The sequence below is a fragment of the Moorena producens 3L genome, assembly GCF_000211815.1.
Classification (GTDB): Bacteria; Cyanobacteriota; Cyanobacteriia; order Cyanobacteriales; family Coleofasciculaceae; genus Moorena; species Moorena producens.
Genome location: NZ_GL890962.1, coordinates 1 through 13785 on the forward strand (window position 1 = coordinate 1; position 13785 = coordinate 13785).

12 protein-coding genes and 1 pseudogene are annotated in these 13785 nt (G+C 43.6%); 8 read left to right on the top strand and 5 right to left on the bottom strand.

Going from position 1 to position 13785, the window contains the following annotated elements; translation table 11 throughout:
* The 7 genes and pseudogenes from LYNGBM3L_RS49520 to LYNGBM3L_RS38900 all read left to right on the top strand — a co-directional run.
* The coding region (locus tag LYNGBM3L_RS49520) for a chlorophyll a/b binding light-harvesting protein (RefSeq protein WP_008188391.1) at window positions 1-1485 on the top strand (1485 nt) is incomplete at its 5' end.
* A 310-nt stretch (window positions 1486-1795) separates the two neighbouring features.
* Complete coding sequence (locus LYNGBM3L_RS44325; protein ID WP_154659918.1) at window positions 1796-1936, top strand: hypothetical protein; 141 nt, start codon at window positions 1796-1798, stop codon at window positions 1934-1936.
* 571 nt (window positions 1937-2507) lie between these two features.
* Window positions 2508-3023, top strand: a complete 516-nt coding sequence (gene fldA, locus LYNGBM3L_RS25800; RefSeq protein ID WP_008188393.1) for a flavodoxin FldA — start codon at window positions 2508-2510, stop codon at window positions 3021-3023.
* Between the two features lie 419 nt (window positions 3024-3442).
* The gene (locus LYNGBM3L_RS25805) at window positions 3443-4180 is read left to right on the top strand and encodes an alpha/beta fold hydrolase (RefSeq protein WP_008188395.1); all 738 of its coding nucleotides are present in this window, start codon (window positions 3443-3445) and stop codon (window positions 4178-4180) included.
* 101 nt (window positions 4181-4281) lie between these two features.
* Window positions 4282-4611 (top strand): hypothetical protein, encoded by a 330-nt coding sequence (locus tag LYNGBM3L_RS37100; protein ID WP_071986944.1) that lies wholly within the window; start codon window positions 4282-4284, stop codon window positions 4609-4611.
* Between the two features lie 200 nt (window positions 4612-4811).
* Window positions 4812-5138, top strand: coding sequence for an ISAs1 family transposase (locus tag LYNGBM3L_RS38890; RefSeq protein ID WP_008188398.1), 327 nt, complete (start codon window positions 4812-4814; stop codon window positions 5136-5138).
* Window positions 5083-5903: pseudogene (locus LYNGBM3L_RS38900) on the top strand (ISAs1 family transposase). The gene LYNGBM3L_RS38890 and the pseudogene LYNGBM3L_RS38900 overlap by 56 nt, the downstream one beginning before the upstream one ends.
* A 427-nt stretch (window positions 5904-6330) precedes the next feature.
* Here the strand turns inward: LYNGBM3L_RS38900 and LYNGBM3L_RS46685 are convergent.
* From LYNGBM3L_RS46685 to LYNGBM3L_RS25830, 3 genes are all read right to left on the bottom strand, one after another.
* The gene (locus tag LYNGBM3L_RS46685; RefSeq protein ID WP_008188405.1) at window positions 6331-7404 is read right to left on the bottom strand and encodes a heterocyst master regulator PatR; all 1074 of its coding nucleotides are present in this window, start codon (window positions 7402-7404) and stop codon (window positions 6331-6333) included.
* A 535-nt stretch (window positions 7405-7939) separates the two neighbouring features.
* Window positions 7940-8536: an urease accessory protein UreG gene (gene ureG / locus LYNGBM3L_RS25825; RefSeq protein ID WP_008188409.1), complete on the bottom strand. Its 597-nt coding sequence runs from the start codon at window positions 8534-8536 to the stop codon at window positions 7940-7942.
* 195 nt (window positions 8537-8731) lie between these two features.
* Window positions 8732-9190 carry a chemotaxis protein CheW gene (locus LYNGBM3L_RS25830; protein WP_008188412.1) on the bottom strand — a complete coding sequence of 153 codons (459 nt, stop codon included), beginning with the start codon at window positions 9188-9190 and terminating at the stop codon, window positions 8732-8734.
* Window positions 9191-9418: 228 nt separating this feature from the next.
* Here LYNGBM3L_RS25830 and LYNGBM3L_RS44330 point away from each other — a divergent pair, with 228 nt between their 5' ends.
* Complete coding sequence (locus LYNGBM3L_RS44330; protein ID WP_154659919.1) at window positions 9419-9592, top strand: hypothetical protein; 174 nt, start codon at window positions 9419-9421, stop codon at window positions 9590-9592.
* 192 nt (window positions 9593-9784) lie between these two features.
* On the opposite strand, the gene LYNGBM3L_RS34285 is transcribed toward LYNGBM3L_RS44330, so the two are convergent.
* Window positions 9785-13372 carry a hybrid sensor histidine kinase/response regulator gene (locus tag LYNGBM3L_RS34285; RefSeq protein ID WP_008188414.1) on the bottom strand — a complete coding sequence of 1196 codons (3588 nt, stop codon included), beginning with the start codon at window positions 13370-13372 and terminating at the stop codon, window positions 9785-9787.
* Window positions 13373-13405: 33 nt separating this feature from the next.
* Window positions 13406-13576 carry a hypothetical protein gene (locus tag LYNGBM3L_RS44335; RefSeq protein WP_154659920.1) on the bottom strand — a complete coding sequence of 57 codons (171 nt, stop codon included), beginning with the start codon at window positions 13574-13576 and terminating at the stop codon, window positions 13406-13408.
* Window positions 13577-13785 lie beyond the last annotated feature (209 nt).

Here is a 13785-nt window from a genome sequence, read left to right on the forward strand (position 1 = left end):
GATAGTCCCAAGCAAGGCCAAATCTCAAAAGTAGGCTGGTGGGCTGGTAATGCTCGTTTTATTGAATTATCCGGTAAGTTGCTAGGCGCTCATATTGCCCATGCTGGTTTGATAGTCCTGTGGGCGGGAGCAATGACCCTGTTTGAACTATCTCGCTACACCCCTGACGTGCCGATGTATGACCAGGGATTAATCTTGTTGCCCCACCTGGCTTCCTTAGGGTTGGGTGTTGGGTCTGGTGGTCAAATTATCGACACCTATCCCTATTTTGTGGTTGGGGTCTTGCATTTGATTTCCTCAGCAGTGCTGGCAGCTGGAGGACTTTACCATTCCCTGCTTACCCCAGATAAATTAACCAAAGATAGCACCTTTGCTGGTTTCTTTGGCTATGACTGGGAAGACTCCGACAAGATGACCACCATTATCGGGATTCACCTAATCCTTTTGGGGGTTGGTGCTTGGCTCTTGGTAGCTAAAGCCATGTTTTGGGGTGGACTATTTGACCCCTGGGCGAGTGGCGGTGGCAATGTACGAGTGATTACCGATCCCACCCTTAGCCCTGTCAAAATTTTTGGCTACTTAATTGGTGCATCCGGTTCAGAAGGCATGGCAGCCGTGAATAATTTAGAAGATGTGGTTGGCGGTCACATCTGGATTGGTTCGATCTGCATTGCTGGTGGTTTCTGGCACATCTTGACTAAGCCATTTAACTGGGCACGTGAGGTTTTGGTTTATTCCGGGGAAGCTTATCTCTCCTATAGCTTAGGGGCGCTCGCCTACATGGGAATTTTTGCCGCCTACTTTGTCATGGTCAATGACACCGTTTATCCGGAAGTGTTCTATGGTCCAGTAGGGACTTTAGAAGCCAGTGATGGCATCGTGTCTGCTCGCGGTTGGTTGGCAGCATTCCACTTTGTCTTTGCCGTGTTGTTTCTGTTCGGTCATATCTGGCATGCTATCCGGGCGCGAGGAGCAGAAGCTGGTTTTGACTTCAAAAAAGGTGAGCTGATTATCCCTCGGAGTAATCCCCAAGTTGGTGACTTGGCAACCCCAATAAACTCCTCAGATATTAGCCTTAACTTCCTCAAAAACCTACCTATTTACCGTCCCGGTCTTTCTCCCCTGTCCAGGGGTCTAGAAATTGGCATGGCTCATGGGTATTTTATCTTTGGTCCGTTTGCCAAATTAGGACCGTTGCGGGATTCACAGACGGCAAACTTAGCTGGTGTAACAGCAGCCATTGCTCTGATTGTCATCGCGACCATCGGCCTATCAATCTACGGTACAGTCACCTTTAAGAAAGAGCTACAAACTGTACCTCGACCCACATTCGTTACTAGGGTACCCGAGGTACCAGAAACTATCCAAACTGCTGACGGATGGAGTCAGTTTGCTGGAGCTTTTCTAGTTGGTGGCGCTGGAGGAGCGATTTTTGCCTATCTGCTGGTCAATAACTTCAGTATGATTCAGGGATTGATGGGTTAAATTAGTTGCTAAAAAGTTTCAACAAATGCTAAGGTAATTGATGGAGCATTCTATAGGCTTCTTAAAACAGGAGCTGTCTGGGGCTAGGAAGCCATGTCAACCCTAACCCCATTATTTCTTTTCCCTAGCTTAGATATAACTAACGGTTCATCCGTCCCATAGTGACAGCCAGGTTAAATGCAACCTTGACCGAAACTATTGGAACAGACAATATGCCCTCCTTTTGGTCTCAGTTTATTGATAAATTTTAGTGATAAACTTGAAACGACCTAGAGGGCGTTCATAAAGATGGATGCCATAACCTAGATGGATGTCTCCACCTGCCACTAGCATTTACTGGTATTGCTGCCACTGTCGGCAACAGATGCCAATGCTGGAGGAAACCATACTGACTGAGTCAGTATCCTGTGGGGATATCGAAGACGTAACTGCTTCTGTACTACCTGGCTAACCACTAAGCACAGCAAGCATACTACTTAGTTTCTCGGCGTTGCTGAATCTTCGAATGAATATAAGTAGAGTGGGCATCCTGCCCGCGCGAAAATAAGCATGAAACTGGCAAGATACCAGTTCTACACAAGATGCCAGTTCCACGCCTGATGCCCATTCTAAAAAACTCTTACAATCATTCCATTATTAAGCAACCCCAGTTTCTCAACCATCTAGTAAGTATTCAGCGATCAGCACTAAGCAAGATTTTTAATCAAATCAAACTTAGGCATTTAGTTAAAGAGTACTTTGTCTTTAACTAAAGGCTGATTAAAAATACCTTATCGCTGATTGCTTACACCAAGGAGCATGTCATCTTTGTAATTCTGTACATAGATCCCCCCTAACCCCCCTTAAAAAAGGGGGGAATTAGATTCAAAAGTCCCCCTTATTAAGGGGGATTTAGGGGGATCGAAATCAGGAATTAACAAAATTGATATGCTCCTCTTACACCATCTAATCAACAGGTGCGACCCGTGGCGAATTTAATTCGCAAACGGAAAGCGCACCTAATCAATCAGGAGTAAATAAAAATGTCAAAAATTGGTCTTTTCGTCGGCTCTCAAACCGGTAAAACCGAGGCGGCAGCTGAGGAAATTCAAACAGGACTTGGCGGTGATGATGTCGTCACTATACATAAAATAGAAGAGGCTGAAAATAGCGATTTTGAAAAGTACGAAAATCTCATCATCGGCTGTCCTACTTGGGATATTGGGGAATTACAAGCTGACTGGGATGGCTACTTTGAAGAGTTAGATAATATCAACTTCAGTGGTAAGAAAGTTGCCTATTTTGGGACTGGAGACCAGGAGGGCTATCCTGATAATTTTATGGATGCCATTGGTATTCTAGAAGCCAAAATTTCCGAATTGGGGGGTACCACCGTTGGACAGTGGCCGAAGACTGAAGAGTACGACTTTAATGAATCAAAAGCTCTCAAAAATGGTAAGTTTATTGGTCTTGCCCTGGATGACGATAACCAGTCTGAACTGACTGAAAAACGGATAAAAACTTGGGTAGCGCAACTCAAACAAGAGTTTGGAGTTTAGTTTTTACAACCGTTGTAAGCTGGTAAGCATTCAGCCATCAGCCGTCAGCCGTGAGCTTTTGGCTCACGCTGCTTGAGGTGCTTATTTTATTCAAAAGCAGCTCAAGTAGTGTGCGCTATGGGCATAAACTGTTACCGTAGCCTGGCCATAGGCCTTTGGCTCATAGCTGATAGCTGATAGCTGATAGCTGAATGCTTACACCTGAAAACCGTCTCTCTTTTATAAAGCTAGCTACGTTGATCGTTGACTATTGACCACTGACAGTTGATCGTTAACGGTCAACATTAATGACTTGCCAACAGATAAAAAATTGCTTCACCCCTATTGAAGATTTGTGATTAAAAAATTGCTATAGGTATCCGTTTAGTAATTGTGATAATTTTTGATACCTACTCCCTACTCCCTACTCCCTTTGCTATATGTCTACTCTGCCTGATATCCTTTGGTTGAATGTTAGTCCAAGTTTTCTACGTTTTGATCAGCCTTTAATTCGTTATTTGTCTAAACAAAAGCGAGTTGGCCAGTGGGAGTATCGCCAAAACCAAGATGAACCAACTTCTCTTGATATCGCCCTTACCTTACTTCATGACTATCTCAAAACCTGCGATCATCCTATCCATCTGGTGGGCCACAGCACTGCTGGTTTGGTAGGACTACTCTATAGCCGTAAATATCCTGAAAAAGTCCAGTCTTTAACTCTATTATCAGTAGGTGTTAATCCCGCAGTTGACTGGCAAGCCCACTACTATGTGCAGCTCCAACTTTTACCCTGCACTCGCCAAGTGTTGCTTACCCAAATGGTTAAGAGCCTCTTTGGTCATCACAATCACCATATCACTAAAGGTTTAGTAACCATCCTAGAGCAAGATTTAGCTTATTCTCCCTCTCCTCACTCCCTATATAAACGGGTTAGTGTACCACCAACAGCAGTGCAAGTGCCATTAATGGTATGTGGTTGCAAGGATGACATTATTGTTGATTCTAATGCTTTGCAAGGATGGAAACCTTGGTTAAAAGAATGCGATCGCTTATGGGAATATCCGGAAGGAGGTCACTTTTGCCACTATTTCCATCCCAATCGAGTAGGACGGCAAATCATCCGGTTTTGGGAATCCCTATCATCACCAGTCCCTGAGCCATTAGCAATTAGTACTTAGGTAAGCATTCAGCTATCAGCCATCAGCTGATAGCTGATGGCTGAATACTTAAACTATCTGTAGCATCCATAAATTGAAATCCTATTAGTTAGTAGTTAACCATGTTCCAGATACTTATTTCTCAGGTTATTCAACATTTGGCAACGTTTCTGTGCTGCATAGCTGCTTGGACATTAATCGGAATAGCTTTATGGCGAATTCGGGCGACGTTTCGAGACGGTGTCGCTCATCTGAGACAATTGCATCAAATTCCCTGTAGTCGCTGCGCCTTTTTTACTGGAGATTATCGCCTCAAATGTACAGTACATCCCTCAAAGGCGCTAACAGAAGAAGCAATCAATTGTTATGACTATGAGGCAACTCTCAATCCTGCTAGAGTTAACTCACGACGGTGTAAGTGTAGTCATCAAGCTACGTCTAAAGTTGTGTGACGATAATGCGTTCGGCTCTGGCGCGCCAAAGGCGATTGGCCGTAGGCCACGCTACTTGAGGTGCAAGTTCGGTAAGCTATCAGCTATCAGTTATCACAGGATTTACGTCGTTAAGTTGATTTCGCCCCCCTAGCCCCAGGGCTGTTTCATTCCCTCATTAAGCCCATATACTAAGAGAATGTTGTAAGATAATCAAAACAATGAGCTCTTCTTTGATTGAAAGACTCGGTGAAGTAAGGGATTTTCGTACTACTGACGGCAGACGACATCCGTTGTGGGTGGTACTGCTAATAGTCATCATGGGAACAATGAGTGGATACTTGGGTTACCGTGCCCTGGGAGATTTTGCACAACGTCACCGAGAAGATTTAATCGAAGCCTTGAAAATACCAAAAGGGCGTGTGCCATCTTACTCCACCATACGTCGTGTCATGATGGGTATAGATTTTGATAACTTTGCCAAGGTCTTTCTTGCGTTGGGCATCAGAGTATATCCAAATCAGTCCTGGAGAATGGTTAAGCATTGATGGCAAAAGGATCAGAGGCACAGTGAGCAATAGCAACACCAAATATCAGAATTTTATTTGCGTGGTGTCGGTATTCACTCATGATCAGGGTTTAGTATTAACTCAAAATCAGTTCGAGAACAAACATGGCAGTGAAATCAGTACAGTTCAAGCTTTGATTAAGACACTTCACTTAGAACAAGCAGTATTGAGCTTGGATTCTCTACACTGCCAAAAAAAACCTGCGACTTAATTATCAACAGTGGGAATCATTATGCCATCGCGGTAAAAAATAATCAGCCCAAGCTCTATCAACAGATTCAAGTCAATACACAATCAGCAGTGCCCCTGACAACTCATACTAGCATCGAGAAAAAACATGGTCGCCTCACCAAAAGACGTATCAGTGTGTTTGATGATTTGACTGGTATCACTAACCAATGGATTGGCTTGAAAACCCTAATTAAGGTTGAAAGAACAGGACAGCGAGGTAGACAAGCATATGTAATGGTTGCTTACTACATCAGTAGTTTGGTCGCTGATGCTGAGATTTTCGCACAAGGCATTCGTGGACATTGGGGAATTGAAAATCGCTTGCATTGGTCAAAAGATGTGGTTTTTAAAGAAGACCGTTCCTCCATCAAAGCAGCCCACGCTCCTGCCAATATGTCCATTATTCGTAGCATTGTTATTAATCTCCTACGTAGTAACGGTTTTTCATCTGTGACTATTGCTCAAAGATTAATTAGCAACAACATCCCCACACTTTTGGCACTTTTGCAATAATTTTGGGAATGAAACAGCCCTGGGGCTGGGGGGGATCTAATATCTTGCGGAAAACTTTGAAAACACGCCCTAGCCCCCCAAGCGAGCAATCCCTCGCTTGGGGGGCTAGGGGGGCTTTAACTTTCACCAGATGATCGCGCATTCATTCCTTAATTCAGCAACGCCCAAAAAAAAAGTGGCAAGTCACACTAGTGTTACTGATCCCAATTCTGGAAACTACGGCTACCCATCAATTTAATCTCCCCATCTCCCGATCTCCCCATCGCCCGATCTCCCCATCTCCCCATCTCCCCATCGCCCGATCTCCCCATCGCCCGATCTCCCGATCTCCCCACACGTCCCACACCTCCCACACTACCCGTTTGACCCTCAGGTAAAAAACCTACCCCTGTGGGCTACTCCCTGCTCCCTAAAACCAACACCTATCCTAATCAATCAGACGAAACACTTTCTTCTGCTTTTGAGCAGGTTGTTGTGATTGTTCTTGCTTAATTGTTTCTGGGTTGCTAGAGGGCTTCTGAGACTCTTTTGGCTCAGTTGATTCGCTAACTTTTGGTTTTTTCTCAAATACATTAACTCCTGCACCTTCTAACTCAATTACCCCTTCTGGAGAGACCCTGGCAATCTTTCCACTCAAAGCGGCTACCCAATCAGCAAAGCTATCCATCTTTTCTACTTGCTTTTTAAGGGTCTTGCGATTGAGTTCTGCCTGAACGGTTATGCCATTGTCCCCAGTCAGGAGTAAGGTAACTTTCTTGCCTTGCTCCGGTAAATTGGGTCTTTCGGTAAACTTGATGGTGATTTCGGGTTTTCTTCCTTGAATCATGATAACTTCATTGGGTTTAGTTTTAGGGCTTGGTTGAGGTTGATAGTCAGTTTTTTCTTCGGAGTAATGGGAATAGAAATTTGAGTCTTCTAGATTTACGTTAACTGGATGAGCTTCTTCTATGTAGAGTTGCTCTCCTACTCGTCTACAAAATAATTCCCAGAAATCATCCTTTTCTGCTGGTTGTGGCAAAGACCCCTGGAGACTTAACAAAAAAGGCTGCCATGGATAACTTTTGGCTTTTCCTCTAGGAGGCAGGTGATTGCGTTCTACATACATCACCACTGCTTCTGGCTTGACATCGTGAATTAAACCACGAACTCGAAACTGATCGACTCTTTCATCACTGGGAGAATGACGTAGAGTAGTTTTCCCCTCTAGGGGAATAAATTTTTTGATTTGAATTTGAGCCAGTTTTCCTGCCTTGGTGATGCGGAAATATACTCGCCAGAGATAGACTTTTTTCTCACCAAAAGAGGGGTTGGTACTTAATTTCTTCCACAAGGGTTGGTGCATATAGGCACTGAAGCTGATTCCTTGTTTGAGAACAAGAGTTCCTTTAACTGACCTATTAGGCTCTTGAGATGGGTTTGGGTCAAATCGCCCAAACAGATAGCCCAGAGCCGAAAACTCGGTTGGACGACTAGGAGGGGTAAAGGGGACAACAACTTCCATTGGATTGGTAATTAAGGAGCCATTATATTTTAGACTATCAAATCACAGCAATCAGATGGACTTAACTGGTTGAGTTTTACTTCCGATAATTTACTAAGGCTGTGGATATTGTTGAGGAAGAAGAGCTTACTCCCTGTTTTCAGCAGGAAAGGGAAACCCTGGAAAGCAAGGGGTCCCAGTGATTGAATCTGTCTAGGAATGGGGGTGACGAGGGTGTGCGATCGCCTTTTTGGTATTCAACCAGGATAACGTTGGCTCTACCAGCTCTGCTAGGTTTATGTATAATTTGATACATTTTTTGCCATGGAAGCAAAACTTACAGCACTTTTCAATAACTATTTCTGGTTTAGTCCTATAGTTGAGTAGATTAAAATTGCTAAACTATGGAATAATAATTAATTATATAGCATTTTTCAACTAAGTGATAAATGCTATAACACAAACAAAAAAAACATTATCATCACCACCCATGCTCCCATGATCAGATTAGGTTTGATTCCCACACTTTTATTACTCCCTTCTCAACCGACTTAATCTAGCCCATGTCAAGTTTTATCACCTCAATCACCGTAGAGATTCCCTCTTTAGTTTTCAAATTCGCAAACACAAAGGGTTTATCTCCTCGCATCTTTTTAGCATCCCGTTCCATCACCCCCAAATCTGCTCCCACCTGAGGTGCCAGATCAATTTTGTTAATCACCAGCAAGTCAGACTTGGTGATTCCTGGTCCTCCTTTACGAGGAATCTTATCCCCAGCAGCCACATCAATAACGTAAATAGTGAAATCTACTAGTTCTGGACTGAAGGTTGCTGCTAGGTTATCCCCTCCACTTTCTAGGAACACCAAGTCTAAATCAGTAAACCGATTTTCCAGCTGTTCAATGGCTGCCAAGTTCATTGAGGCATCTTCCCGAATGGCAGTATGGGGACAACCCCCTGTTTCCACACCCAGAATGCGATCGCTTTCTAGGGCCTGACTCCTAACTAAAAACTGGGCATCTTCCTGAGTATATATATCATTGGTGACCACAGCGATTTGATAAGAGTCTCGCAGCGCTTTACACAATGCATCTAATAGAGCAGTTTTCCCTGAACCAACTGGACCAGCAATCCCAACACGAAAAGTACTCATGTTAACTAACTTAGAGTTAATTTTAATAGTGTAGTTTATTTATGGTCATTAGCCATAAAAAAATTGTTAATTGCTAATGATAAATTAACAATTAACAATTGGCAATTGGCAATTTTAGATTTTTATTATAGCAATGGCTGTAATGGTGTTGGCAAATTTAAGGGATGAAGCGCGCAGCGCTATAACTATTGACGATTAAGGGGTCAAGGCACCGACTTGCTGTAAATCCAAAAGAAAAATTTTCTGAGTAGATGCTTCGTTTGATATAACAGCTGCATGAGATATCATCTCCAGAACACTGGCCTGACGGTAAGACTTCGGGATAGGTCGCATCATGTCTTGGGGTAACTCCACCAAATTGGGCAGATCATCCACAAAAATTCCCCAAAGTTCGGAGTCCCTAGGACGAATAATTACTAAGAACCTTTGGTTAGGGCTTCGGTGAGGTAAACTACCATCGCCCAACTGCTGATGTAAATCCCAAACTTTAATCGTATGCTTGCCTAGCTGAACTAATCCCATGGTTTTCATCTCCCGGCTGATTTCAGTGGTAAAATTTACCACTTTCAGGACATCCCTAATCCCAAGACATAGGGAATAGTCAGCAATCTTAAAAACCATGAATTTGTCTGGCTTTGAATTATTGTCTAACATCGCCTTTATTTAACCTTATTATAGCTATTAATATTTAGGAAAAGGGAAACTTTTATTTTTTTGATAATTTGTTAGGCTAAAAAATTTTACGTATTAATGATAAATTAATAATTAAAAATTACCAAATCATTCCAGGATATAGGGTTGAATATACTGTTGATAATACTTAGGCAGTATATAGCGTTTATCTGATATCTTGCACCATTGTCATTAATCGTAGGGTGGGCAGTGCCTACCAACGTGGTTTGCAAGCTTCATTATCTGTCTGATGCACTGCCCACCCTACATGAACTATTACCTATTAGCTATTACCTATTACCTATTAGCTATTACCTATTAGCTATAGCAGAAGTCAGAAGTCAGAAGTCAGAAGTCAGAAGTCAAACTCTTGCGCTTACTTAGGTTTGAGACTTTTGTCATGTACTAACTGCCCTGGCGACTGCTATATTACCTATTAGCTATTACCTATTAGCTATTACCTATTAGCTATTAGCTATTACCTATTACCTAAAATCCCGAAATTGTGTACCTCATAGCTATGAGAATTGCTATAGTCTTTATTCCCCCTACTCCCTACTCCCTACTCCCTACTCCCTACTCCGTTATTGAGGGTGAAATGGGCTCAACAACATCGGTTACTGTTGTCAACAATTTGTGTTCCAAATAGGGCTTAGTGATATAAGCCTTTGCCCCCAACTGTGCAGCAATCAAGCGGTGTTTATCGTTACTGCGGGAGGTGAGGATGACTACAGGAATATCTACCAAAGCCGGGTCTTGCTGGCAGTGTTTGAGAAATTCAAACCCATTCATGCGAGGCATCTCAATATCACAGATCACTAACTGTATATCTTTCTGATGCTGTAGTTGCTCAATGGCTTCATAACCATCCTGGGCTTGAAACACTTGATAGCCATTCTTTCCCAAGGTCATGGCTAGAGTTTGGCGCAGGGTGATCGAGTCATCTACCAGGAGTACCTTTGGCTTATGTCTGACCCAGAACGGTTCAACCAATGAAGGTGGAAGCTGCTTTCGTGAAAGGGTTTCCATTGCTTGGGTGGCTTGGTCATCGCTTTTGCTTTCAACCTTCAATGTGCTAACCTTTAACCTTTGACTGCCATCGGTCCGCTGGTCAGATAGGTACTGGATCAATTCAGTCCCATCCAGCACCAGTGTTAACCGACCATCCGCTAGAATACTGCCCCCATTGACATAGGGGGGTGGCACAATCATTGTCCCCAAAGGACGAATCACCAACTCCTGGTCTCCGAGCAGTTGCTCTACTTCCAGACCGACAAGCTGATCCTGGTAATGGATCAGAATGATTGGTCTAATCGTCTGTTTAGGAACAACAGGCTGATGGGGATGGGTTACTGAGAATGGAGAAGCCAGAGAGGAATAATCTAGGATTTGCCCAAGTTGGTAGACTTTAACCAGTTGCTGATCACTCCCGGTACCCAAGTGAAGCACTTTACCATCTTCCCAACTTCGGAGCTGGTGTTCCTGAGGAATAATAATTTGCTTGACTTGATCAGTGATCAACCCATAAACTTGCTTCCCAGCCTGGCACAGGAGTAACTTACCTATGGTTAAACTCAGGGGAATTTGTAGTCTAAATCTGGTGCCAAGGTCGGGAGAAGAATCAACCTGGACGGAACCCCTCAGAGCTTTGACCTGGTTTAGGACAACATCAAGACCAACACCTCGTCCAGAGAGGTTATTCACCCCAGAGACAGTGGAAAAGCCTGGTTCAAACAACAAATTCCTCAGCTGAGCCTCACTGAGACTATTACTCTGTTCGAGGTCGATCAGTTCACGTTCTACGGCTAGTTGGCGAATCCGTTTAAAATTCAACCCTGGCCCATCATCTTTGACTTCAATCACCAAATGTCTGCCCCGATGGCAAGCAGTGATTTCAATTAATCCGTTTTCTGGTTTGCCCTGTTGTTGCCGTAGAGCAGGAGTCTCAATGCCGTGGTCAAAAGCATTACGCACAAGATGCAGCAGGGGGTCGTACAGTTTCTGGGCAACAACTTTATCCACTAAAACATCATTACCAGAGATTTTTAGCTCTACCAGCTTATGGTGGGAGGCTGACAACTGCTTGAGGACAGGGGGGAAACGACTAAATATTTCCCCTAAAGGCAACATCCGAGCCTCCATCAAGACATCACGATGGTTGGTTAACAACCGACGTTGTTGTTCGAGAGTCTTACTGGATTGGGTGGTGAACAGCTCAATGTCATAGGCAGCTTCTGTTAATTGTATAGCGTCTTCTAGAACTGACTGAATCAGAAGCTCGGGTGTACTATAACGCTTTAGTTCCAGGTCATCGAAATAGTCTGTATCAAGAAGGTTAGTGGGTTGAAGGTTAGTGGGTTGAAGGTTAGTGGGTTGAAGGTTAGTGGGTTGAAGGTTAGTGGGTTGAAGGTTAGTGGGTTGAAGGTTAGTGGGTTGAAGGTTAGTGGGTTGAGAGCGTAGCGTGGCCTTTTGGTCAAGGTTGGCAGTAGGATTGGGGTTGGTAGCAAAGTTTTCCTTTAAACCTTCAACATGAAACTTGCTAACCTGCAAGGTTTTTTCTGCCCAAGGGTAGGAGGAAAAGCTAGGATTTGAGTCGGTAGCAAAGTTTTTGTTTAAACCTTCAACCTGAAACTTGCTAACCTGCAACCTTTGCCTAATCTGCTTTTGTTGCATCAAAATAAACAGGCGGTCGTACCAATCTTGCAGTTGGTCGAGCACTTGCTGATGTTGGTGGACACGATCTTGGAGTACTCGCACTGCCGCCAGCAGTTGTTCATTTTCAAGCAACTGGCGGTTTTGGTTGGTTAGTAATTCCCCAATTGTGTAATTCAGGTATTCTAGATGCTCAATATTTATCCGCACAGTACCAGATTTATCCCTAGATGATGGCGTGCTTGGATGTTGGTTGGAGGGAGTTATGGCGAGATGGGAAGAGTTTAGAGGAGAATTTATAGTGTTGCCTATGGGCGGGATGATCTCGTCTGTGATCACTTCGGGCTCTTGTGCTTCTTCTTTGTTTTCATTATCTCCATCAATCATCCCCATGTTGTGCAAAACAAAATTTTTTTCTGTGCCAACTTCTTGCTCAGGGGAGGCTATCTCTCCATCCAAGACATCTATTTCTGTTTGCTCCGACCTCTGCAATTCTTTACTTTGATCAGAGGTTTGGTCATCTAGTGTAGTTGACCCTCCCCAGATCATTTCCACAAGCTGGGACTGTTTGCTTGTTTTAGATTCTGGATGAGTAACGGAAGAATTATTAACAATACCTTCTTCTTGTTTTACTCCCGGCTCAACCGGATTAAGGTCTTGTTCTTTTCCGTTGTCCAAGACAGAAGATTGATTGTGAATTATCAATTGTGAATTTGGAATTGAAGACCTCAGGTCAGCTAGTTGTTGCAGAGCCATAGAAGGTTGACCACCTTGAGTCCTATCCCCTTCTAGCACTGCTGCTTGTGCTGCAACGAAATCACACAAAGCCGTCTTGGCAATAGTTACCACCTGTTCGGGATGGTTGTCTAGGGCTGCGATCGCATTTTTGGCAATAGCGGCAAACCCTGGTAAATTAAGAGATTGCCCTAACCCCAAGAAAATGTCTGCTTGGTTGCGAACTGTGATGCTGATTTCAGTGGGATTGTCACTATTTAGGGCAGCTTGGATTAAGTCTAATCCTTGGCTAACCCCCACTTCAAAAATGGACTGGGTGACGTCGAAGCCCAATTCTACTGAGGTGGGCAGATAGGATTCGAGACCAAAACAGTCCCCCAGCTTCTCTTGGAGTTGGGCAACAACAGCAGCAGTTCGATTCTTGATTTCGGTGTCATCGATTTGCCCCCCTGTGAGTTCAGCGGTCAGAGGTAGGCGGAGACACTCATAAGCTTGAAACAGTAAGGCTTCAATTTCTGGATTAATGGACAAGTCCGGGTTAAACAGAGCTTTAAAAACATCCTCCAAGGAGTGAGCTACCGTGGCAATTGTTTCCAAGCCAATGCTAGCTGCTGCGCCTTTGAGGGTATGGGTAGTGCGCATCAAGTTGTTGACTTTATTGATGCTATAGTGTTCTGACAAACTCAGCAAATCGTTTTCCAAGACTTGCAGCAGTTCCGGTGCTTCCTGGAGAAAGTAGCGATAGCTTTGCTCACGAATTTTTGGGTCATTAGTCATTAGAGAAGTTGTCAAGTGGGTGACGTATTTTTGTCAATGGTTAATCGGAGTAGGGAATCGGGAATCGGGAATCGGGAATCGGGAATCGGGAATCGGGAATCGGGAATCGGGAATCGGGAATCGGGAATCGGGAATCGGGAATCGGGAATCGGGAATCGGGAATCGGGAATCGGGAATCGGGAATCGGGAATCGGTATAAAACAAAATATCTCTACCGGATTAGACTAAAAAATGCTCGGATCATTAGTGATTAGTGTTTTAATTAAACCCTCTATTTAATTGGTTTTTGTTTAAACAATAATTGCCAATATTAACTAAGTTTTTGTTTAAAAGTTAGTTATCATCATAAAATCCAATCAAAAATATATATTCTAGTCTATTTTTGCCTTTTGCCTTTTGCCTTTTGCCTTTTG

What these genes read in the sequence shown, in the direction of transcription:
- LYNGBM3L_RS44325 (WP_154659918.1), top strand. Translation starts at nt 1,796, where the DNA reads ATGTCTCCACCTGCCACTAGCATTTACTGGTATTGCTGCCACTGTCGG.
- fldA (WP_008188393.1), top strand. Translation starts at nt 2,508, where the DNA reads ATGTCAAAAATTGGTCTTTTCGTCGGCTCTCAAACCGGTAAAACCGAG.
- LYNGBM3L_RS25805 (WP_008188395.1), top strand. Translation starts at nt 3,443, where the DNA reads ATGTCTACTCTGCCTGATATCCTTTGGTTGAATGTTAGTCCAAGTTTT.
- LYNGBM3L_RS37100 (WP_071986944.1), top strand. Translation starts at nt 4,282, where the DNA reads ATGTTCCAGATACTTATTTCTCAGGTTATTCAACATTTGGCAACGTTT.
- LYNGBM3L_RS38890 (WP_008188398.1), top strand. Translation starts at nt 4,812, where the DNA reads ATGAGCTCTTCTTTGATTGAAAGACTCGGTGAAGTAAGGGATTTTCGT.
- LYNGBM3L_RS46685 (WP_008188405.1), bottom strand. Translation starts at nt 7,404, where the DNA reads ATGGAAGTTGTTGTCCCCTTTACCCCTCCTAGTCGTCCAACCGAGTTT.
- ureG (WP_008188409.1), bottom strand. Translation starts at nt 8,536, where the DNA reads ATGAGTACTTTTCGTGTTGGGATTGCTGGTCCAGTTGGTTCAGGGAAA.
- LYNGBM3L_RS25830 (WP_008188412.1), bottom strand. Translation starts at nt 9,190, where the DNA reads ATGTTAGACAATAATTCAAAGCCAGACAAATTCATGGTTTTTAAGATT.
- LYNGBM3L_RS34285 (WP_008188414.1), bottom strand. Translation starts at nt 13,372, where the DNA reads ATGACTAATGACCCAAAAATTCGTGAGCAAAGCTATCGCTACTTTCTC.